This is a genomic window from Methylopila jiangsuensis (assembly GCF_027922305.1).
In the GTDB taxonomy this organism is placed as follows: domain Bacteria; phylum Pseudomonadota; class Alphaproteobacteria; order Rhizobiales; family Methylopilaceae; genus Methylopila; species Methylopila jiangsuensis.
Genome location: NZ_BSFK01000016.1, coordinates 840,629 through 860,664, shown reverse-complemented (window position 1 = coordinate 860,664; position 20,036 = coordinate 840,629). Strand labels below are relative to the sequence as shown.

General features: G+C 66.6%; 19 protein-coding genes. 11 read left to right on the top strand and 8 right to left on the bottom strand.

Going from position 1 to position 20,036, the window contains the following annotated elements:
* Positions 1 to 152 precede the first annotated feature (152 nt).
* Complete coding sequence (gene secA, locus PKE85_RS17055; protein WP_271205959.1) at positions 153 to 2,867, top strand: preprotein translocase subunit SecA; 2,715 nt, start codon at positions 153 to 155, stop codon at positions 2,865 to 2,867.
* 93 nt (positions 2,868 to 2,960) lie between these two features.
* The gene (locus PKE85_RS17050; protein ID WP_271205958.1) at positions 2,961 to 3,458 is read left to right on the top strand and encodes a GNAT family N-acetyltransferase; all 498 of its coding nucleotides are present in this window, start codon (positions 2,961 to 2,963) and stop codon (positions 3,456 to 3,458) included.
* 244 nt (positions 3,459 to 3,702) lie between these two features.
* Here the strand turns inward: PKE85_RS17050 and PKE85_RS17045 are convergent, their stop codons facing one another.
* The 4 genes from PKE85_RS17045 to prfB all read right to left on the bottom strand — a co-directional run bounded on the left by PKE85_RS17045 (position 3,703) and on the right by prfB (position 9,500).
* Entirely contained in the window at positions 3,703 to 4,125 is a 423-nt protein-coding gene (locus tag PKE85_RS17045) for an FKBP-type peptidyl-prolyl cis-trans isomerase (RefSeq protein ID WP_428981371.1), read from the bottom strand.
* Positions 4,126 to 4,205: 80 nt separating this feature from the next.
* Complete coding sequence (locus PKE85_RS17040; protein WP_271205957.1) at positions 4,206 to 4,781, bottom strand: TetR/AcrR family transcriptional regulator; 576 nt, start codon at positions 4,779 to 4,781, stop codon at positions 4,206 to 4,208.
* A complete protein-coding gene (locus PKE85_RS17035) occupies positions 4,778 to 8,173 on the bottom strand; it encodes an acyl-[ACP]--phospholipid O-acyltransferase (RefSeq protein WP_271205956.1) in 3,396 nt (1,131 codons plus the stop codon). Before PKE85_RS17035 ends, PKE85_RS17040 begins: the two co-directional genes overlap by 4 nt.
* A 195-nt stretch (positions 8,174 to 8,368) precedes the next feature.
* Positions 8,369 to 9,500, bottom strand: a protein-coding gene (gene prfB, locus PKE85_RS17030) for a peptide chain release factor 2 (RefSeq protein ID WP_271205955.1) whose coding sequence is annotated in 2 segments (ribosomal slippage) — positions 8,369 to 9,430 and positions 9,432 to 9,500 — 1,131 coding nt in all. Because the reading frame shifts where the segments join, the coding sequence is not laid out codon by codon here.
* 151 nt (positions 9,501 to 9,651) lie between these two features.
* Between prfB and PKE85_RS17025 the strand changes: the two genes are divergently transcribed.
* Positions 9,652 to 9,960, top strand: a complete 309-nt coding sequence (locus tag PKE85_RS17025; RefSeq protein WP_271205954.1) for an EthD family reductase — start codon at positions 9,652 to 9,654, stop codon at positions 9,958 to 9,960.
* 86 nt (positions 9,961 to 10,046) lie between these two features.
* Here PKE85_RS17025 and PKE85_RS17020 read toward each other — a convergent pair whose 3' ends face one another.
* On the bottom strand, positions 10,047 to 10,193 hold the full coding sequence (locus tag PKE85_RS17020; protein ID WP_271205953.1) for a hypothetical protein: 147 nt from the start codon (positions 10,191 to 10,193) through the stop codon (positions 10,047 to 10,049).
* Positions 10,194 to 10,437: 244 nt separating this feature from the next.
* Positions 10,438 to 10,635, bottom strand: coding sequence for a hypothetical protein (locus PKE85_RS17015; RefSeq protein ID WP_271205952.1), 198 nt, complete (start codon positions 10,633 to 10,635; stop codon positions 10,438 to 10,440).
* Between the two features lie 429 nt (positions 10,636 to 11,064).
* Between PKE85_RS17015 and PKE85_RS17010 the strand changes: the two genes are divergently transcribed.
* The 4 genes from PKE85_RS17010 (at position 11,065) to PKE85_RS16995 (ending at position 13,272) form a co-directional block, all read left to right on the top strand.
* On the top strand, positions 11,065 to 11,778 hold the full coding sequence (locus PKE85_RS17010) for a glutathione S-transferase N-terminal domain-containing protein (protein ID WP_271205951.1): 714 nt from the start codon (positions 11,065 to 11,067) through the stop codon (positions 11,776 to 11,778).
* A 99-nt stretch (positions 11,779 to 11,877) separates the two neighbouring features.
* The gene (locus PKE85_RS17005) at positions 11,878 to 12,276 is read left to right on the top strand and encodes a hypothetical protein (protein WP_271205950.1); all 399 of its coding nucleotides are present in this window, start codon (positions 11,878 to 11,880) and stop codon (positions 12,274 to 12,276) included.
* Between the two features lie 271 nt (positions 12,277 to 12,547).
* On the top strand, positions 12,548 to 12,823 hold the full coding sequence (locus tag PKE85_RS17000; protein ID WP_271205949.1) for a hypothetical protein: 276 nt from the start codon (positions 12,548 to 12,550) through the stop codon (positions 12,821 to 12,823).
* The gene (locus PKE85_RS16995; protein WP_271205948.1) at positions 12,823 to 13,272 is read left to right on the top strand and encodes a phage holin family protein; all 450 of its coding nucleotides are present in this window, start codon (positions 12,823 to 12,825) and stop codon (positions 13,270 to 13,272) included. Before PKE85_RS17000 ends, PKE85_RS16995 begins: the two co-directional genes overlap by 1 nt.
* A 68-nt stretch (positions 13,273 to 13,340) precedes the next feature.
* Here PKE85_RS16995 and PKE85_RS16990 read toward each other — a convergent pair whose 3' ends face one another.
* Complete coding sequence (locus PKE85_RS16990) at positions 13,341 to 13,667, bottom strand: hypothetical protein (protein ID WP_271205947.1); 327 nt, start codon at positions 13,665 to 13,667, stop codon at positions 13,341 to 13,343.
* Between the two features lie 1,457 nt (positions 13,668 to 15,124).
* Between PKE85_RS16990 and PKE85_RS16985 the strand changes: the two genes are divergently transcribed.
* The 4 genes from PKE85_RS16985 to PKE85_RS16970 all read left to right on the top strand — a co-directional run bounded on the left by PKE85_RS16985 (position 15,125) and on the right by PKE85_RS16970 (position 18,518).
* Positions 15,125 to 16,615 (top strand): DNA modification methylase, encoded by a 1,491-nt coding sequence (locus PKE85_RS16985; protein ID WP_271205946.1) that lies wholly within the window; start codon positions 15,125 to 15,127, stop codon positions 16,613 to 16,615.
* Positions 16,612 to 17,013, top strand: a complete 402-nt coding sequence (locus PKE85_RS16980) for a DUF5681 domain-containing protein (protein WP_271205945.1) — start codon at positions 16,612 to 16,614, stop codon at positions 17,011 to 17,013. The genes PKE85_RS16985 and PKE85_RS16980 overlap by 4 nt, the downstream gene beginning before the upstream one ends.
* Positions 17,010 to 17,771: a hypothetical protein gene (locus PKE85_RS16975; protein WP_271205944.1), complete on the top strand. Its 762-nt coding sequence runs from the start codon at positions 17,010 to 17,012 to the stop codon at positions 17,769 to 17,771. Before PKE85_RS16980 ends, PKE85_RS16975 begins: the two co-directional genes overlap by 4 nt.
* Before the next feature lie 66 nt (positions 17,772 to 17,837).
* The gene (locus PKE85_RS16970) at positions 17,838 to 18,518 is read left to right on the top strand and encodes a hypothetical protein (protein WP_271205943.1); all 681 of its coding nucleotides are present in this window, start codon (positions 17,838 to 17,840) and stop codon (positions 18,516 to 18,518) included.
* A gap of 267 nt (positions 18,519 to 18,785) precedes the next feature.
* Here the strand turns inward: PKE85_RS16970 and PKE85_RS16965 are convergent, their stop codons facing one another.
* A complete protein-coding gene (locus PKE85_RS16965; RefSeq protein ID WP_271205942.1) occupies positions 18,786 to 19,961 on the bottom strand; it encodes a PDDEXK family nuclease in 1,176 nt (391 codons plus the stop codon).
* Positions 19,962 to 20,036 lie beyond the last annotated feature (75 nt).

Below are 20,036 nucleotides of genomic sequence, written 5' to 3'. Positions count from 1 at the left end.
CGGGGTCCCTCTTATCTCGACCGCTGCCGCTGAAGACACGCGAAGCGTCTCGAAATCGAGGGAGTTTCGGGTCTTCGGGCCGGTCGACCGGGGAGGTTCGAGGCCGGGCGGCCACAAGACGCGCGCCAAAGCGCCAGAAGAAAGGTTCGCCCATGTTCGGCGGTCTCGCCCGACGCCTTTTCGGTTCGTCCAACGATCGCCGCGTCAAGGCGCTGCGGCCCCGCGTCGCCGCGATCAACGCGCTGGAGCCGGAGATCTCGGCGCTGACCGACGATCAGCTCCGCGCCAAGACCGCCGAGTTCCGCGCCGAGCTCGCCGCCGGCAAGACGCTGGACGACCTTCTGGTCCCCGCCTTCGCCGTGGTGCGGGAGGCGGCCAAGCGCGTGCTCGGCCAGCGCCACTTCGACGTCCAGCTCATGGGCGGCATGACGCTGCACGAAGGCCGCATCGCCGAGATGAAGACCGGCGAGGGCAAGACCCTGGTCTCGACGCTCGCCGCCTATCTCAACGCCCTCGCCGGCAAGGGCGTCCACGTGGTCACTGTGAACGACTACCTGGCCCAGCGCGACAGCGGCATGATGGGCCGGGTGCACGGCTTCCTCGGCCTCACCGTCGGCGTGATCGTCCACGGCCTCGACGACGACCAGCGCCGCGACGCCTACGCCTGCGACATCACCTACGCCACCAACAACGAGCTCGGCTTCGACTACCTGCGCGACAACATGAAGTACGACGTCGAGTCGATGGTGCAGCGCGGGCACTACTTCGCCATCGTCGACGAGGTGGACTCGATCCTGGTGGACGAGGCCCGCACGCCGCTGATCATCTCCGGTCCCATGGAGGACCGCTCCGACCTCTACGTGGCGGTGGACGCCCTCGTGCCGCAGCTCGTGGCGGAGGATTACGAGGTCGACGAGAAGCAGCGCACCGCGACCCTGACCGAGGCCGGCAACGAGCACATCGAGCGCCTGCTGGCCGAGGCCGGGCTGCTGAAGGGCGAGAACCTCTACGACGTGGAGAACGTCACCGTCGTCCACCACGTCAACCAGGCGCTGCGCGCCCACAAGCTGTTCTCGAAGGACAAGGACTACATCGTCCGCAACGACGAGGTGGTGATCATCGACGAGTTCACCGGCCGCATGATGCCGGGCCGGCGCTTCTCGGAGGGCCTGCACCAGGCGCTGGAGGCCAAGGAGCGGACCAAGATCCAGCCCGAGAACCAGACGCTGGCCTCGATCACGTTCCAGAACTACTTCCGCATGTACCACAAGCTCTCCGGCATGACCGGCACGGCGCTGACCGAAGCCGAGGAGCTGCTGGACATCTACGGCCTCGAGGTGGTCGAGATCCCGACCAACCTGCCGGTGGCCCGCAAGGACGACCACGACGAGGTCTACCGCACCGCCCGCGAGAAGGAGGGCGCCATCATCGCCCTGATCCGCGACTGCGCGGAGCGCGGCCAGCCGGTGCTGGTGGGCACCACCTCGATCGAGAAGTCGGAACAGCTCTCCGAGGCGCTCAAGCGCGAGAACGTGCCCCACCAGGTGCTCAACGCCCGCTACCACGAGCAGGAGGCCTACATCATCGCCCAGGCCGGCGTGCCGGGCTCGGTGACGATCGCCACCAACATGGCGGGCCGCGGCACCGACATCCAGCTCGGCGGCAATCTGGACATGCGGATCGAGAGCGAGCTCGCCGACGCGCCCGAAGGGCCGGAGCGCGAGGCGCGGATCGCCGCGATCAAGGCCGACATCGCCGAGAAGAAGCAGCAGGCGCTCGCCGCCGGCGGCCTGTTCGTCATGGGCACCGAGCGCCACGAGAGCCGCCGCATCGACAACCAGCTCCGCGGCCGCTCCGGCCGTCAGGGCGACCCCGGCCGCAGCCACTTCTTCCTGTCGCTGGACGACGACCTGATGCGCATCTTCGGCTCCCAGCGCATCGACGGCATGCTGCAGAAGCTCGGCATCCAGGACGGCGAGGCCATCGTCCACCCCTGGGTGAACAAGGCGCTGGAGAAGGCGCAGAAGAAGGTGGAGGCGCGGAACTTCGACATCCGCAAGAACCTCCTCAAGTACGACAACGTCATGAACGACCAGCGCAAGGCGGTGTTCGAGCAGCGGCTCGAATTCCTGTCCTCGCCGTCGATCTCGCCCCAGATCGCCGAGATGCGCCATGACGTGATCGACGACGTCGTCTCCAAGCACATCCCCGAAAACGCCTATCCCGAGCAGTGGAGCTCCGCCGAGCTGGAGGAGGAGGTGCGCGAGGTGCTGAACCTCGACCTGCCCATCGTCGCCTGGGCGGCGGAGGAAGGCATCGCCGACGACGAGATCCGCGAGCGCATCACCAAGGCGGCGGACGCCGCGGCGGAGGAGCGCGCCGAGCGCTTCGGGCCGGACATCACCAAACAGATCGAGAAGGCGGTGCTGCTGCAGACGCTGGATCATCTGTGGCGCGAGCATCTGGCGACCCTCGACCACCTGCGCCAGGTCATCGGCCTGCGCGGCTACGCCCAGCGCGACCCGCTGAACGAGTACAAGTCCGAGGCGTTCGAGCTGTTCCAGGCCATGCTGGCCCGGCTGCGCGAGACCGTCACGGCGCAGCTGATGCGGGTGGAGCTGGTGCAGTCGCCCCCGCCGCTCGCCGACGAGGCGCTGCCCGAGATGCACGCCATCCATCAGGACCCGCTCACCGGCGAGAACGAGATGGCCTACGCCGAACCGGCCTATGCGGACGAGGCGAACGGCCAGTGGCCGTCGGGCGTGAACCCGAACGATCCGACCACCTGGGCCGGCGTCGGTCGCAACGCCCCCTGCCCCTGCGGCTCCGGCCGCAAGTTCAAGCACTGCCACGGCAGCTTCGCCTGACGGTAGCTTTCGCGCCGCGCCCGGATGAGGGACGCGGCGCGGCCGGCCGTTTCGATCAGAGGGGGATTTCACAATCCACTCACGGAGATCGAAATGGATGTGACGGTCCGGGCCATGCGCGGCGAAGACGCCGCCGATGTTTTCGAGATTTACCGCCAGAGGTCGTTCCGCGAGGGCACGCTGGCGCTGCCTTACGAATCCTTCGAGGCGGTGCGGGCGTGGCTCGAGCCCAAGTCGCCCCGCGACCTGCAGTTTTCAGCGGAATGCGACGGCCGCGTCGTCGGCGCCTCGGCGCTGAAGCCCTTCTACGGGCGGCGCGCCCATGCGGCGGAGTTCTGGATCGGCGTGCGCGACGACGCCATGGGCAAGGGCGTCGGCTCCAAGCTGATGGCGGCCATGCTCGACACCGCCGACAACTGGCTGAACATCCTGCGGGTCGAGATGACCGTGTTCGTCGACAACGAGAGCGCCATCGCGCTCTACCGCAAGTTCGGCTTCGAGGTGGAGGGCACGCACAAGGCCGCGTCCTTCCGGGACGGCCGTTACGTGGACGCCCACTGCATGGCCCGGCTGCGCCCCTCCATCGCCTGAAACGGCGGGCCGCATGAAAACCCGGCGTCCGGGGGCGGAGCGCCGGGTTTTTCGCGTCTGCGGCTGGAGTTAGGGCGTCAGAACCCGTTTGAACGTCGCCTACGCGCGCAATCCAAGCTTCCGTCATGCCCGCCGCAGGCGGGTATCCGCGACTTTCCCTCGGTCGAAAGCTTGCGCATTCAAGTCGTGGATGCCCGAGACAAGCTCGGGCATGACGATGTGGGGGAAGCGCTCCGATCGTCTGTCAGCGGACGCCGAGCAGCTCCACGTCGAAGATCAGCGTGGCGTTCGGCGGGATGACGCCGCCGGCGCCCCGGGCGCCGTAGCCGAGTTCGGCCGGAATGATCAGCGTGCGCTTGCCGCCCACCTTCATGCCGGCGACGCCCTCGTCCCAGCCCTGGATGACCTGGCCGGCGCCGAGGCGGAAGTCGAACGGATCGCCGCGGTCGCGCGAGGAGTCGAACTTGGCGCCCTTCTCGCCGCCCTTGTCGAGCCAGCCGGTGTAGTGCACCTGCACGGTCTTGCCCGGCGCGGCTTCGGCCCCGGTTCCGACCGTCTCCTCCTGATACTTGAGGCCCGAAGGCAGGGTCTTGGTCTCGGCGGCGGCTGCGGACAGGGTCATGGCGAGGGTCAGGGCTCCGGTGAGTGCGCTCAAAGTGCGGATCATGGGTCGTGTCCTCCGGGAACGCGCCGGCCGTTCCCGGCGCGCCTTGGGGCCGGGGTTATAGCGCGGGACAGGCGCCGGGCCTATCCGCCGATCGCCCGCAGCACCGCATCGGACACCGTCTCGACGTGGGCCGACAGCGGCGCCCGCAGGCGGCCATAGATGCGGAACACCGCCGGCTGCAGCACCAGCCCGAGCGCGAGCGCGGTCGCGAGCTCCGGATCGCCCTCGGGCAGGTCGCCCCGCGCCATGGCGCCGGCGAACAGCGCGGCGAGCGCCGCCACCGCGTTCTCCGCCGGATCGGGCGGCACATCGCGCAGGTGGTCGTGCTGGCCGATCAGCACATAGACGAAGCCGTCCGGGTCCTGATCGAAGGCGGCGTAGAACATGGCCACCAGCCGCCGCGCCTTGTCCGCGAAGGGCGCCTCGCGGGCGTCGATCGCCGCGACCTCCCGGGCGAAGCGGGCGTAACGGTTCTGGAACAGCGCCCGCGCCAGCTCGTCCTTGGAGGCGAAATGGCGGTAGAGCGCGCCTTCGGTGACGCCGACCGCCTTCGCGATCTCGCGGGTGGAGGTCCCCTCCACCCCCTTCTCCGCGAACAGCTTCAGCGCCGCCGCCTCGATGCGGCCGCGGGTGTCGGCGGCTCTGGGCGCGCTCACGACGCGCCCTCCCCCGCCGCAGGCTCCGCCGCCAGCCGCTTCACGGCCACATAGTCGGTCTTGCCCGTGCCGAGCAGCGGCAGCCTGTCCACCACCTTGATCTCCGCCGGCGCCGCGAGGTCGGGCAGGCCGGCGCGCTTCACCGCCTCCTGCAGCGCGCGGCGGTCGGCGCCCGGCTGCGTCGTCACCAGCACCACCCGCTCGCCCTTGCGCGGGTCCGGGGCGGTGGCGGCGGCATGCGCCGCGTCCGGCCAGAGCCCGGCCGCGACCCCCTCCACCGCGGCGAGCGACACCATCTCGCCCGCGATCTTGGCGAAGCGCTTGGCCCGGCCCTTGATGGCCACGTAGCCCTCGTCGTCGATCGCCACGATGTCGCCGGTGTCGTGCCAGCCGCCTTCCGGCCGCTCCAGCACGCCGGGCTTCTCCACCTTGAGGTAGCCGGCCATGACGTTCGGGCCGCGGATGTGGAGACGGCCGCCGTCCTCGACGCCCTCCACCGGCTCCAGCCGGTGCTCCACGCCCGGCAGCAGCCGGCCGACCGTGCCGGGGCGGTTGAACATGGGCGTGTTGACCGCCGCGACCGGCGACGCCTCGGTGATGCCGTAGCCCTCGAAGATGCGCAGGCCGAACTTCTCCGCCCAGACCTTGCGGGTCTCGGGCTTCACCGCCTCGGCCCCCGCCACCACGAAGCGCAGCGAACGGAAGTCATAAGGATGCGCCGCGCGGGCGTAGCCGGCGAGGAAGGTGTCCGTGCCGAACAGAACCGTGGCGTTGGCGGCGTAGACCATTTCCGGCACGATCCGGTAGTGCAGCGGCGACGGATAGAGGAAGGTCTTCACCCCCGAGACCAGCGGCAGCAGCAGGCCGCCCGTCAGCCCGAAGGCGTGGAACACCGGCAGCACATTGAACACGATGTCCGCCGGGCCGAAGTCGATCCGCGCCGCCACCTGCGCCACATTGGCGAGCAGGTTGCGGTGGGTGAGAACCACGCCCTTGGGCGCGCCCTCCGAGCCCGAGGTGAACAGCACCGCCGCGGGCGCGTCCGGATCGCCGGCGCGCGCCTGCGCCGCGCGCCACAGCCCGCGCAGCCGGTCGGCGAGGCCGATCTCCGCCCGCACGTCCTCCAGATAGACCAGCCGCGTGGTCTCCTTCAGCGCCTGCTCCTCGCGGGTCAGGCGCGCCTTGTCGATGAAGGCGCGGGAGGTGAGCACGGTCTTCACCTCCGCCGCCACGCAGGCGGACACGAGGTTCGCGGGGCCGGCGGTGTAGTTCAGCATCGCCGGGACCCGGCCCGTGCGGTGGAGCGCCAGCAGCGTGACCGCGACGCCGGCGGCGTTGGGCAGCAGCACGCCCACCGTCTCGCCCTCGGCGGTGAAGCGCTCGATCTTCGAGCCCAGCGCCGAGGCGCCGGCCAGCAGCATGCGGTAGCTGAGCCTGGTCCCGAGCGCGTCCTCCACCGCGATCCGGCCGAAGCCTTCCGCGCGGGCGGCGGCCACCACGGCCTCGTCCAGCGTGCGGTCGATGGGCGTGGTGTCGAACGTCATCTTCGCCATCAGGTCGGTGAGCGCCGCGCCCGCGGCCCGGCGCCGCCTGCGCCCCACCAGCGTCTGGTCCACCTGCAGCTTCTCGGGCGGCAGGATGGTGACGCGCACCTTGGGGAACAGCCGCTTGGCGATCTGCCGGCGCGAGAGATAGGAGGCGGGCGAGCGGTCCAGCCCCTCGATCCGCACCGGGATCACGGGGGCGTCGGCCTTGTCGGCGATCAGCGCCGAGCCGTCGTAGACCTTCATCATCGAGCCGGTGACCGTGATGCGGCCCTCCGGGAAGATGACGAGGCGGTTGCCCTCCTTCACCAGATTGATGAGCGCGCGGGTGGCGAGCGGCCGGGTCGGGTCCATGGGGTAGGCCCGCACCATCTTGAGGAACGGCCGCACCCACCAGCGGGTGGCGATGCCGCTGTCCACCGCGAACACCGGATCGTCGGCGAGCAGCGACATCACCAGCGGCGCGTCCAGCAGACTGGTGTGGTTGACCGCGATCACCGCCTTCGGCCCGGCGTTGGCGAGGTTCTCCATGCCCTTCACCTCCACCCGGAACAGGATCTGGAACAGGAGATGCACGGCGTCGCGCAGCAGCGAGCCCGGCAGCGTGCGGCCGAGCAGCCAGGCCGCGACGAGGGTGGCGAGGCCGACCAGCACGAACAGCGCCGGCGTGCCCACGCCCGCGGCCTGCAGGCCGACCACCACCAGCGAGCCCGCCACCATGAAGGCGGAGTTCAGCACGTTGTTGGCCGCCACCACCCGGGCGCGCCGGGCCTCGCCCGCCTCCGCCTGCAGGAAGGCGAAGGCCGGCACCACGAACAGGCCGCCGGCGGCCGCCAGCAGCAGCAGGTCGCCGAGAATGCGCCAGCGCCCGGGCGATGACGCCACGTCCAGCCAGCCGAGCGGGTTCGGCCCCGGAACGCGGCCCCAGGCCGCCAGCCCGAGATCGAGCGCCGCAAGCCCGATGACGACGCCCGCGACCGGCGTCAGCGCCAGCAGGATGCGGCCGTGCGACAGCTTCGCCGCCGCCATGGAGCCAAGCGCGACCCCGACCGTGAACACCACCAGAAACAGGCTGACCACGCTCTCGGCGCCGCCGATCTGGTCCTTCACCAGCGGCGGCATCAGCGACAGCGTCACCGCGCCCACCAGCCAGAACCAGCTCACCGCCACCGAGGCGATCCAGGCGCGGGGCTGGGCCTTCAGGTCTTTCAGAAGCGCGAAGGCGCTCTTCAGCACGTTGCGCTCGATCACGAGGTCCGGCGCCCGCTCGCCCGTGGGCGGGATGAGCCTTGCGCAGGCGTAGGCCGCGACCGAGATGACGAGCGTCAGCGCGGCGATGGCCCAGGGGCTCGCATGGGCCACCATCAGCCCGCCGCCCACCGTGCCGGCGAGGATCGCCATGAAGGTGGCGGTCTCGATCAGGGCGTTGCCGCCGACCAGTTCCTCCCGCTTCAGATGGTCGGGCAGGATGCCGTATTTGACCGGGCCGAACAGGGCCGACACCACGCCGGTCAGCGTCAGCGCCACGAACAGCAGCGTTGTGGAGCCGAGGATGAAGCCGAGGCCGGCCAGCGCCGCGACCGCGATCTCCGCGAGCTTGGTGCGCCGGGCGACCAGCGCCTTGTCGTAGCGGTCGGCCAGTTCGCCGCCGAGCGCCGACACCAGGAAGAACGGCAGGATGAACAGCGCGCCGGCGAGCGTCACCAGCGCCGGGCCGTGCTCGCCGCCGATGTGGAACAGCACCAGGATGGCGAGCGCGTTCTTGACGAAGTTGTCGTTGAACGCCGCGAACAGCTGGCACCAGAACAGCGGCGCGAAGCGGCGGGAGCGGAGCAGGTCGAGCAGCATGGGGGCGCGCCTTGAGCGATCGTTTCGTGAGTAAACACTCACTTACGAAACGATCGCTGTCAACCGCCTATCTTTCCTGCGGACACGGCGCTGCAAGCCCGTTTGAGATTGCGGAAATTCGCGTCTCGAACCGCCGTCATGCCCGCGTCTTCGCGCGGGCATGACGGCGCCAGCGTCACTTTCCGGAAAAGGTCGTCAGTCCACGTCCTCGACGCCCTCGGGCGCGCCGCCATAGGCGCGCTGGGCGAGCGTCGCCTCCATGAAGCCGTCCAGATCGCCGTCCAGCACGTCCTGAGGCGAGGTGGAGGTGTGGCCGGTGCGCAGGTCCTTCACGAGCTGGTAAGGCTGCAGCACATAGGAGCGGATCTGGTGGCCCCAGCCGATGTCGGTCTTGGCCGCCTGGTCCGCCGCCGCCTCCGCCTCCCGGCGCTTCAGCTCCGCCTCGTAGAGCTTGGCCCGCAGCATGTCCCACGCCGTGGCGCGGTTCTTGTGCTGGGAGCGGTCGCCCTGGCTCACCACCATGATGCCGGTCGGGTTGTGCACGAGGCGCACCGCCGACTCCGTCTTGTTGACGTGCTGGCCGCCAGCGCCGCCGGAGCGCATGGTGTCCACGCGCACGTCGGCCTCGTTGATGTCGATTTTGATCGAGTCGTCGATGACCGGGTAGACGTCGATGGAGGCGAAGCTGGTCTGGCGCCGCGCGTTCGAATCGAACGGCGAGATGCGCACCAGCCGGTGGACGCCCGCCTCGGTCTTCAGCCAGCCGTAGGCGTTGTGGCCCTTGATCTGCAGCGTGGCGGACTTGATGCCCGCCTGCTCGCCGTTCTGATGGTCGATGACGTCGATCTTGAAGCCGCGCCGCTCCGCCCAGCGGGTGTACATGCGCAGCAGCATTTCGGCCCAGTCCTGGCTCTCGGTGCCGCCGGCGCCCGGATGCACCTCCAGGAAGGTGTCGAAGCCGTCGGCCTCGCCCGAGATCAGCGATTCGAGCTGGCGCCGCGCCGCCTCGTCCTTGAGCGCGCGTAAGGCCGCCTCGGCGTCGGCGACGACGCCCTGGTCGTCCTCCATCTCGCCGAGCTCGATCAGCTCCAGATTGTCCTTGAGGTCGGCTTCGATGCGCACGACGCCGGACATGGCGTCCTCGAGCGAGGTGCGCTCGCGCATGACCTTCTGCGCCCGCTCCGGGTCGTCCCAGAGGGTCGGGTCTTCAGCGATGTGGTTCAGCTCGTCCAGTTTGGCCCGTGAAGCATCCCAGTCAAAGATGCCTCCTCAGCAGCCCGACTGACTGCTCGATGTCCTGAACGAGGGTCTCGATCTCGGCGCGCATGGCCGTTCGTGCTCCCGGTGGATTGGGCCGCGACTGTTAGCGGCGCAGGGGCGCCCTGTAAACCGTGCGGGGCCGCCGTCGTGACCGCGACGCCCGCGGGCACTATGTCTGCCTCGCCGCCCGTGCGGCCACGAACCGAGAGGAAACGCCTGTGAGCAAGCTCATCGTCATGTACAAGACGCCCGCCGACCCGGCGCATTTCGACCGGCATTTCCGCGAGGTCCACATGCCGCTGGTCGAGAAGATGCCCGGCCTGCGCGGCTGCAGCTTCGGCCCCGCCACCAGCCTCGACGGCTCGGAGGGCGCCTTCTTCTGGGTGTTCGTCGGGACCTTCGACAGCCTGGACGCCATCAACGCCGCGCTCGGTTCGCCCGAGGGCCAGGCGGCGGTGGCCGACATCCCGAACTACAACACCGGCGGCGACGCCACGATCCTGCACCTCGATTCGACCGAGGGCTGACGCCCGTCCGCCCAACGAAAAGGCCCGCCCCCGGCGTCGGGAGCGGGCCTTTTCCGTCGCGTCGCCGGACAACGACGCCGGAGGCGTCAGAGGCCGAACGGCTCCTCGCGGCCGGTGCGGACGTTGGCGGCGTGAGCCTCCTCGAAGAAGGCTTGGATCTCGGCCCAGACGCGCGCCAGCAGGGTGGCGGGGGCGTTGGCGACGACGGAAACGGTGTGCGCAAGAGCGGTCATGACGGCGGTCCTTCGGGTCCGGGGGCGCGCTCTCCATGGGCGCGCGTTTCATGAGCCGGAATCTGGCATGCCAAATGCCAACAGACTACGCCTTAAGTCGCATACCCGCCTTGCTCCCGCGCATGGCCGCCTGAACGCGGCGTTCAGCTTTTCTGAGCGGACGAAAAAAGGCCGTCCCGGAGGACGGCCTGAAGTCTGGAAGCGCACACGAGAGAGAGAAAAGCAGAGAGTTCGTCCAACCTCCTCAGATCGGTTCGCGCCGGCCGGCGCGGCTCAGGCGGTCGCGGACCGCCCGGTTGGCCTGCGCGGCGCTGGCGAAGGACTGGCCCTCCAGCGGGAAGGCCTCCCGGATCGCCGCGAAGAAACGGAAACCGCCACGGTCCTCACGGACCACGACCCCGGCCTGACGGCCGCGCACCTCGATCACGAACGCAGAGCTCATCGGCCCGGCCTCCAACCCATCGTCCACATCTGAAAAACCGCCCGGCCCAGGCCGACAGCGGACCGATAACCGCGTCAGGCGCGGCCGCTACATCGGCCCGTCGCCGGCCGGAGCCGGGCGTGAAGTCGGGACAGGGGAGTCGAGATGACAGACATGACGATCCTTCGTGGAGACCACGAAGCGCTCGGCACGCGTCGTGGCGCTTTAGCGATTGGTGACGCGGCGCAAGCTGCTCCGTCAAAAGCCGCGGCCGGTTTCGCCATGAACCCGGCATGGGCTCACTGTGGCGCCGGCGAAGGGGCGGCGTCAACATAAATCTACTCAATCCATGTTTTTTATATTTTTATAGATCGAGGCCTCGTTCCCTTGTTCCCTGTCCACGCGGGCTTAGCTTGAGCGCGGGACGCTTCCAGCCTTCAGGAGGTCGAGATGACCGACGCCGCAACCCCGATCGAACTGTTCTACTGGCCGACCCCGAACGGCTGGAAAATCACCATCGCGCTGGAGGAGCTCGGCCTGCCCTATGCGCTCAGGGTGGTGAACATCGGCCGAGGCGACCAGTTCAAGCCGGAGTTCCTCGCGATCTCGCCCAACAACAAGATGCCCGCCATCATCGATCCCGACGGTCCCGGCGGCGCGCCGATCTCCGTGTTCGAGTCCGGCGCGATCCTGCAGTATCTCGGCCGCAAGACGGGCAAGCTCTACCCGACCGACGAGCGCGCCCGGGTCGAGACGGACGAGTGGCTGTTCTGGCAGATGGGCGGCTTCGGCCCCATGCTCGGGCAGACGCATCATTTCCGGCAATACGCGCCCGAGAAACTGCCTTACGCCATCGACCGCTACACCAACGAGACCCACCGGCTCTACGGCGTGCTGAACGAACGGCTCAAGGACCGGGAGTTCCTGGCCGGCGACTATTCCATCGCCGACATCGCGACGGTGGGCTGGGCGACCCTGTGGGAGCGGCAGGGCCAGGACATCGCCGAATTCCCCCATGTGAAGCGCTGGCTCGACACGCTGCTCGCCCGCCCCGCCGTGCGCCGCGGCCTCGACGTGAAGGTGGACGGCGAGAAGCCGCTCGATCTGTCGGCGGACAAGGAGGCCCAGAAGGTGCTGTTCGGCCAGCGCGCCCGCGCCTCCTGAGGCGCCCGCCGGTCATGTCCGGAAAAAACTGACCCGCATGATCCACCCGTCCCGCCGGGGCTGGTGGATCACTGCCTGTCGCGATCCGAACTCAGCGTCATGACGACCACGAAAGCCTGCCATGAACCAGACACCCTCACGATACGGGCGGACGGGACGACTTCGATGAGGCGCCCGGCGAAGGCTGCCCTGCTCGCCGTGTTCGCTACATGGGCGACCGTCATCAGCGTCAACCTGTACAACGCAATCGACAGCAAGGCCGCCGAGAGCATCGCCATTAAGAACTACTACAAGAATTATACAAAAAATTCATACTCAAGCCAGAAAGACGAAAACGATAATTCGGCCTCGGATTGCTGCTCTATAGTTCCAGTAATTGATTTATCCATTATCTTTGGGATATATCATTACAATGTTTCTTTTTCCACCGGAACCGAAAGAGTTTCAGTTTCGGTTGGATCGCTCGGTGGCGTATCAGACACTTACAGAATGCGATGAAGATGACGGGCGCAACAAGCCGCGCCTCCTGCGCGACCGAACGGTTCGGGAGGCTGCCTTCGTCAGCTCGCGCGGCGTCCCCGCTCACGGCTCCCGCCCCATGCGGCCGTCCTCCACGTTGGCCGCGCGATGAACCTCATCGTCGCCGCGCCGAAGCATCCCCGCGACAGCGCGCCGCCGCTCGACGAACGGACGGCGCGCCCCATCTTTCCATCCGGCGCGCCGTCGATGCGGCGCGGACGACCGCCGCACAGTTTCAGGAGAAGTCATCATGGCCGAGACCAACGGCTCCAACGCCGCCCAGCTCGAGAACGACATCGCGGCGCTGCGCGAGGACGTGGCGCGCCTGACCGAAACCCTGTCCACGCTGGTGGCCGACGGCGCCGCCACCGCGCGCAACGCCGCCGAGACCGCCGCCAACGTCGCCCGCGACAAGGCGGTGAACGCCGCCGACGAGGTCAGCGCCTCCATCGAGCAGAACCCCTTCACCGCCGTCCTGATCGCGCTCGGCGTCGGGTATGTGGTGGGCACCTTCGGACGCCGCTGATGTGGCGCACGCTGGTCAAGGCCGGCGTCGGCTTCGCGACGCTTGACGTCGGGCTGCGCATCCAGCGGCTCAAGCGGTCGATCGCCTTCTACGCGGTCGCGGGCGTGCTCGCCTTCTTCGCCGTCGCCGCCCTGCTGGTGGCGCTCGGCTTCGTGCTGGCGCCGCATCTCGGCGCGGCGGGCGCGGCGGGCGCGATCGGCGGAACGCTGCTGGCGCTGGCGGGCGTGTTCGCGCTGGTCGCCGGCTCCAAGCCGCGACGCGCCTCCCCGCCTCCGGTGATGGCGCAGGTGAGCTCCGGCCTGCGCGCCGCGCGCGACACGGTCTCGGACACGCTGTCGTCGGCGGCGCCGTCTCGCGGCCTGCCCGCCGGTCCGCCGTCCCGCGCGCGCAGCCTCAACGTGGTGCTGCTGGCCGCCCTGGCCGGCGTGGTGCTGGGCCGCAGGCTCTGAAAAGCCGCCTGCTCCGAACGGAAAACCCCCGCCGGATGGCCATCCGGCGGGGGTTTTTTATGTGCGGTTTACTGGTTCTGGGTCGGCGCCGGCGTCTTGGGCGCGGGCGTCATGGGCGCGCCCTGCTTTTTCGGGCCGCTGTCGGTCGCCGCGTCGCCGTTGCGGGACCGGGCGCCGGACTTGTCCGCCGCTTCGCCCCCCATGGACGATCCGGCGGCGGCCGGCGCGTCCTGACGGGCTTTGTCCATCTGCTCCCGATCCTTGCCGTGCTCGCGATCGCCGGTGGAGGTCGCCTTGTCGCTGGTCTGCGCCATCGCAGGGCCCGCAACGACCCCGGCCGCGCCGATCGCCAGCGCGGCGGCGAACAGCGGCGCCTTCATCCTGTCCTTGAGCATCCGTTTTCTCCCTGACGTTTTGGCCGACGCTTATGATCTTGTCGCCGGCGACGGCGAAACGACGCCGTACTATCTTAGATAAACGAGGGAAAACGCCGTTTGGATCAGTTCACGACAGGATGATATTTGCGACACTTCGTGGAACCTTTTCGCTATTACGGAAGACCGAACGGAAATCTCCATCATCTGCGGGCGGAACAGCCGCCGGCTCCGGATGAAGCTCGACAAGCCGCCGGTCGTCTCGAAGCCGAGACGCTTCACTGGATCGCTCTCAGGGTTGCGCGCAGGGTGGCCGCCCCCGATCGAGTGATGCGGTTGCAATGTTCGTTCATGAGCGCCGCTGACGCGAAGGTTGGGTGGCCGGCGGATGTCGTCCCGATCTGACTGCAAGCAGGCTGATGGCCGACACGCCATTTCCGCTCGATCGGCGGAGGCGACGCGAGACGTTGCGCGCAGTCTGATCAGGCGACACTCTTCTCGACGAAGCCGCCCGCGGACAGCTTTATTCCTTCCGCGTCCGGGTTCGGTGACTGTGCGCCCGAGCGAGATATCCGGGAGACCGCCGCGCCACCAAAAGGCCCGCGCGAGACTTCGGCGACGGAACTCGCCCAAATCTCCGTGGATCCGTCTCTGGTGAGCGAGGCTCAGCGGAGACGACCGCGAAAGTCGGGACAATCGAGGGAGCTTGCGCCCCTGAAGGCAAAAAAACGCAGCTATCGCAATAATTTAGGTCTTGGCGGTGGACGCAGTCACCTGCGAACGCGTCTCCAAGCCGAACCTCCCTGCAAACAGCGACTGAAACAGCGAACCACCCAGTTTCGTGCGTCTCCGCTGCCGCAACCGTGCACAGCGACCGTTGGAAACACAGGGCTTGCCGCGGTTCCTCCAGCCCAATTCCCTAAGCGTCCTAACAGGCAAAAACAGGGAGCAGGTTGTACGTCGAGCAGGTCGTCCAGCCGCTCGCCGACGACGGCTTATCAAAGTCGCCGACCAGAGGGATCGGACATGCAGAGTGGCGCAAGCCCGCACTCGTAGCTCTCAGCACGAGCGGCCGGCCTTCGCGAGGTTTGTCATCCTGAACCCGAGCGATAAGCTAGGCGCCAAGCCTGATTCGATTGGCTTGACGGAGGGGATTGAACGGCTTGTCAAGCCCCCGTGGTTCAGGCGCGATCATACCTTTAGAATGGAAAAGGCAGCATGGTCCGCAGAATGAGCCAGGCGGATTTTTCCCGGTTGCCTTCAGGTTCTGAGGCTCCGAAAATCGCCCTCGGTCGCTGACGCTTCGGCGTGAGTCGCACCAAACGACACTGCAGCACCAAGGAGGGTCGGCAGGGTTATTCGATAAGGTTGTCGCCGCTCGGATAGAGCGCGACGAAGTCGGATAATCCGCCACAGCCCTCGTTTGGATCGCCTCACTCCGGGACGGACGGATCGTCCACCGGTTGATGAGGCAAAAAATGGCAAAGTCAAAATCCAAGGATCGTGTCGCGAGGGCGGTAGGGCTGACGCCGTCGCTCAAGCGCAAAACTCGCGAACGTCGTGAGGCAGAGACCGCGCTTACGGAAACGTCCAGACACGCAATTTCACGCCGCAACGATCTAACTCCGGACCTCACCGTCCAACGGGTGCCAATCGACAGCCTGAAGCCAGCTCCTCGGCGCGTGCGGCGCAGCGGCAAGGTTCAAGCAGCGAAGATCGATGCGAGCGTCGGAAAGTACGGACAGTCGGTACCCGTGCTTGTCGACTGCAACCAGCGGATCGTGCACGGCCATGGTGTCTGGGAGGCTTTGCGTCGCGCTGGATCCTCGGACATTTCCGTCATTTGCGTCTCTCATCTCTCGGACGTCGAGCTACGCTCGCTCGCGATCGCCCTCAACCGGTTGGGTGAGACCGGAGGGTGGGACGAAGACGCGCTTGCGCTCGAGTTTTCCGAGTTGATGGACCTGGGCGAGGACGTCGTTCTCACAGGCTTCGACGTTGCTGAGATTGACGCCCTTTTGCTCGAAGCCGAAGAGCCGACAGGCGACGAAGAGGACAGTGAACTGCTTCCAGGGTCGGAAATTCCGACCTCGCGACCGGGCGATCTGTGGCTGCTCGGAGCGAACCGCCTTCTGCAGGACGACGCGCTGGCTGCCGAAAGCTATCGGCGCGTGGTCGGAGAGGGGGAGGAGGTCCGGGTCGTGATCACCGACCCGCCATACAACGTGCCGAACCGCGGCCACGTCACCTCTTCGCGTCACCACCGTGAGTTCGCGATGGCGGCCGGCGAAATGAGCCGCGCAGAGTTTCATGCTTTCCTTCGCGACTGGCTTCAGCACGCCTCTGCGTGGGTCGTCGACGGCGGGCTGGTGCTGATCTTTATGGACTGGCGCTCAATCGAGCTCCTCCTGACCGTAGGGCGGGAGCTCGGGCTTACGCTTTTGAACGTGGTGGTTTGGGCGAAAACCAACGCGGGACAGGGCAGCTTGTGGCGTTCGCAACATGAGATGATCGCGGTCTTCAAGAAGGGCGCCGCTGCGCACGTCAACAATGTGGAGCTCGGCCGTTGGGGTCGATGGCGCTCAAACGTGTGGACCTATCCCGGCGGATCGAGCCTCAATTCCGATGCTAGAGAAGGGCTCGCGCACCATCCGACCGTCAAGCCACGTGCGCTTCTTGCGGACGCTCTTCTGGACATCAGCAATCCGCAGGACGTCGTGCTCGACTGTTTTGCGGGATCCGGCTCAACCCTTCTCGCGGCCGAAGCCACCCACCGCGTCTGTCGGGCCATCGAGATCGACGGCCTCTACTGCGATGTCGCGATAAGGCGGTGGCAGGCGCTGACTGGAGAAAACGCCGTCCTCGAAGAGACGGGAGAGACGTTCGAAGAGGTTGGATTGCGACGCTCAGCGGAGGCTGGGTCTTCGGCCGCGACAGAGATTAACTCGGGCCCGGGAGCGGAGGCATGACCAAGGCAACCAACAAATTAAAAGGGGGCACCTACAAGGTTGGGTTCGGAAAACCTCCAAAGGAGCATCAGTTTAAGCCGGGCACGAGCGGCAACCCCAACGGCCGTCCCAAGGGGGCTCCATCCCTCGATGAGATTTTTGCTCGGGAGGCGGGTCGGCTGATCAAGCTCAAGCAGGGCGACGAGGTCGTCCACATCAGCAAGATCGAAGCGCTCGTCCGGAAGGTGCTCCACAAGGCGATCGAAGGCGACATGACGGCCGCCAAACTGGTGTTTCAGATGCGAGGGCAGGCGGCCTCGGCTGACGCACCCGACACGGAGCTCGAGCTCGAGCTCGGGCTGGACGAGGATGTGGTCAAGCGCATGTTGGCGCGCTTTCGATTCGAGCCTTCGAAATGAACGCCATCGGGGACTTGGGGGCCGGCACGCTTAAGCGCGTTCTTCGACCCACCGGGAGGGAGCTGTTTGCCCTCGCTCGGACAGACTTTTGGTGCTTCGTCGAACTTGTATTTTCGGTGTTACATCCGGGCAAACGGCTCGATTATGCGCCGTATCTCGGATTGATCGCCACGGTGCTGATGAAGGTCGCCTGCGGGGATGAAGATCGCGTGATCTTCAACCTGCCGCCACGGCACATGAAGTCGCTGCTGGTGTCCATCCTCTACCCCGCATGGCGTCTCGGCTGCGACCCGACCGAAAAATTCATCTGCATCTCGTACGGAGACGACCTCGCTCACGAGCATTCGGTGCTGACCCGCAAGGTCATGACGTCGCGGCTGTACCAGCAGATTTTCCCCAGAACGCTGCTGGATAAGAAAGCGCAAGATCATATCCGCACCACCAAAGGCGGTCAGCGCTACGCCACGGCCGTAGGTAGCGACATCACCGGGTTTGGAGCGGGCACGATTATCGTCGACGATCCGATGGAGCCGAACGACGCCGGCTCTGAGGCCGCCAAAGAGACAGTCCGGAAATGGATCAGCAATTCAGTCTTGACGCGTTTTGACGATCAGCGGACTGGAAGACTGCTGCTCGTGATGCATCGCCTTGCGCCGGACGACATTTGTAGCACCTACGAGGCCACTGGGGATTTTACGGTCGTCAAGCTGCCATTGGTGGCGGAAGAGGACCTTGAATACATCTACGACGATCTTTAGGAACAGCCGATCTATCGCCAGCGTAAAGGTGACATTCTGAATCCTGGCCGCTTCTCAGCGGAGGTCGTGCAGCGACTGAAAAACAGCCTGCCGCCCCACGTGTTCGCCTCGCAATATCAACAGCGGCCGGTCCCGGGCGGTTCTGGAATGCTGTCGATCGAGCGCTTCGGCCGCTACGATCGGGCCCGCCCCCCGAAATTCGAATGCGTGATTCATTCTTGGGATCTTGGCGCCACCACCAGCGGCAACAAGAGCGTTCTGACGTCCTGGGGTCTTCGCACCGAAGGAGCGTTGAACGTCGTGTATCTACTGGACGTCGCTCGTCTACAGCTCGAACTTCCTGAGGTGCTCCAGGCCATAAAGACGCGAGACCTACAGGACCGTCCCGACCTCATACTTGTCGATGAGCGCGGCGTAGGCCTTGGAGCCTTTCAGCGCCTTCACCGCGATGGCTATGTCCATGTCTACGGGTCGAACAAGACAAGGGACACGCTGTCACGGGAGGGCGTTCCTGAACCGAAACCGAGCGAGAGCAAGATCGATCGTTTCGGCCGGGCGGCCCTCGCAATCGCCGATGGTCAAGTCAGGATACCAACGAATGCGCCGTGGCTGGACGCGTTCTTGTATGAGGTCGCGGCGTTCCCGAATATCGCGGACGATGATCAGGTCGACTCCATGACCCAGCTCGTCGCCTACCTTGAACGCGCTGCACGTCTCGCCCGGCTGAAGATAAGGCCCCAGAGTTGACGTTGCTACCAGCCATGTCGAGGAGGTCCCGGCCTGCCGCCGCCTATTGTCGTCGCCGGCGAATGCTCTGAGCTACGGATCCGCCCGCCTGCTCCATCGCCGCCTTCTGATATATCTCCCGCGCGCGATCCTCGCGCGCTTCGAGGTCGATGCAGTTCGACGGGAGATAACCGTCTGCGGGGCCTAAGACCTGTCCGCAGCGCTCGCACACATCGCTGGGCTCGCGGTCGACGCACGAGCGGGTCGGAGGATCAAGCCGCGAGCCGTTCATCCTGTCCGCCACCGCTCGGCGAACCAGTCCATCGCGCGTAGGAAAACAGAGACGGCGTCGGGTGTGAGGGCAGTAAGTCGGGTCGTTTTTCGTCCGGACGCCGCCGCCATAGGGAGCGATATTCCCGGCGTCTCGTTGATCCTTCGGAGCAACTCTTCGCGCTCGTGCAGCTCTCCGAACACGGGCCGGTTCTTCATGTACTCGAACTGAACCCCAAAGGCGCCGTCCGTCCAGATCGCGAAGGGGCGGACCTCACCGTCCGGCCGAACGAATAAAGGCGAGACCGATCGCCAGCTCGAGTTGGTGTTAAATGCGAGGCGCTCGCCATTCGCTTTCATCCAGTCGATCATGCTTCTCGCATTAGCGATGCCCTGCTCGTCTGTAGTCATCGCGAGAGCGTCGAGGAACGACTGTTCGTCCCATTCGCGTTCGGGCGCACTTGCGGTCGAGCTCTTGGTTCGGATTGCTGCCTGGGTCTGACCGATGACCATGGGAACCAATGTCCGGAGGCCTTCCCCCTGATATTGCCGGAGCTCGATCGCTAGCACCTCGGCGGGGCTCATCTGAACGTTGAGAAACTCAACCACCCGTCGGAGCTCGCGCGGGATGATGTCCGCAACAAACAACAGCCGCACCTTGCCGGCTTGAAGGTTTGTGTCGACGCGGCTCCAAAACAAGTCGGCGTCACCGACCCATCCAAGGGTGTCGTGGAGCGTCTGAGCTGGCTCAATGCCGTCGCGCTGGCAGCGCGCTTCGTAGCGATCGCGGAGGTTCTGCACCGGCCAATGCACAACGGCGTTTGCCGCGTAGTCGAGCATCTGACCGATGACCTCGCGACGGATGCGCGTGTCGCTCGATCGCTTGACCTCCACCAGGGTCGGGATGCCGTCCTGATCGATGAACAGATGGTCCACCGACCAGCGTCCGCCGCCGCCCTCGTGATCGGCGATCGATTGCTCGCGCGAGACGAGGATGAAGCGGCGGGGGGATTGGCTGTTGATCTGATCGCCGACCAGAAGCTCGGGAAAGCTCGCGAGCAGGTTCTGGAACTCGTCCTCCGTGACAAAGCTCGCCTGCTTCATCGGGATCAGTGTGGCGGCGTCTGTCAGCACGAATACTCCAGCGGTCACGATGATCTCCGTCCACGCCGCACCTTGGCGCACCTCCGACATCGCTCCGTTCCGCACGGCAGTCCAGCGAAATGAGACTCATCGTCTGTAGATCGATAGGCGACGCGACCGCGACCG

Coding starts and splice junctions, on each gene's coding strand:
- PKE85_RS16985 (WP_271205946.1), top strand. CDS start 15,125: ATGGCAAAGTCAAAATCCAAGGATCGTGTCGCGAGGGCGGTAGGGCTG.
- PKE85_RS17000 (WP_271205949.1), top strand. CDS start 12,548: ATGGCCGAGACCAACGGCTCCAACGCCGCCCAGCTCGAGAACGACATC.
- PKE85_RS17035 (WP_271205956.1), bottom strand. CDS start 8,173: ATGCTGCTCGACCTGCTCCGCTCCCGCCGCTTCGCGCCGCTGTTCTGG.
- PKE85_RS17010 (WP_271205951.1), top strand. CDS start 11,065: ATGACCGACGCCGCAACCCCGATCGAACTGTTCTACTGGCCGACCCCG.
- PKE85_RS16980 (WP_271205945.1), top strand. CDS start 16,612: ATGACCAAGGCAACCAACAAATTAAAAGGGGGCACCTACAAGGTTGGG.
- PKE85_RS17050 (WP_271205958.1), top strand. CDS start 2,961: ATGGATGTGACGGTCCGGGCCATGCGCGGCGAAGACGCCGCCGATGTT.
- PKE85_RS17045 (WP_428981371.1), bottom strand. CDS start 4,125: ATGATCCGCACTTTGAGCGCACTCACCGGAGCCCTGACCCTCGCCATG.
- PKE85_RS16995 (WP_271205948.1), top strand. CDS start 12,823: ATGTGGCGCACGCTGGTCAAGGCCGGCGTCGGCTTCGCGACGCTTGAC.
- PKE85_RS16965 (WP_271205942.1), bottom strand. CDS start 19,961: ATGTCGGAGGTGCGCCAAGGTGCGGCGTGGACGGAGATCATCGTGACC.
- PKE85_RS16990 (WP_271205947.1), bottom strand. CDS start 13,667: ATGCTCAAGGACAGGATGAAGGCGCCGCTGTTCGCCGCCGCGCTGGCG.
- PKE85_RS17020 (WP_271205953.1), bottom strand. CDS start 10,193: ATGACCGCTCTTGCGCACACCGTTTCCGTCGTCGCCAACGCCCCCGCC.
- PKE85_RS17015 (WP_271205952.1), bottom strand. CDS start 10,635: ATGAGCTCTGCGTTCGTGATCGAGGTGCGCGGCCGTCAGGCCGGGGTC.
- PKE85_RS17005 (WP_271205950.1), top strand. CDS start 11,878: ATGACGACCACGAAAGCCTGCCATGAACCAGACACCCTCACGATACGG.
- PKE85_RS16975 (WP_271205944.1), top strand. CDS start 17,010: ATGAACGCCATCGGGGACTTGGGGGCCGGCACGCTTAAGCGCGTTCTT.
- secA (WP_271205959.1), top strand. CDS start 153: ATGTTCGGCGGTCTCGCCCGACGCCTTTTCGGTTCGTCCAACGATCGC.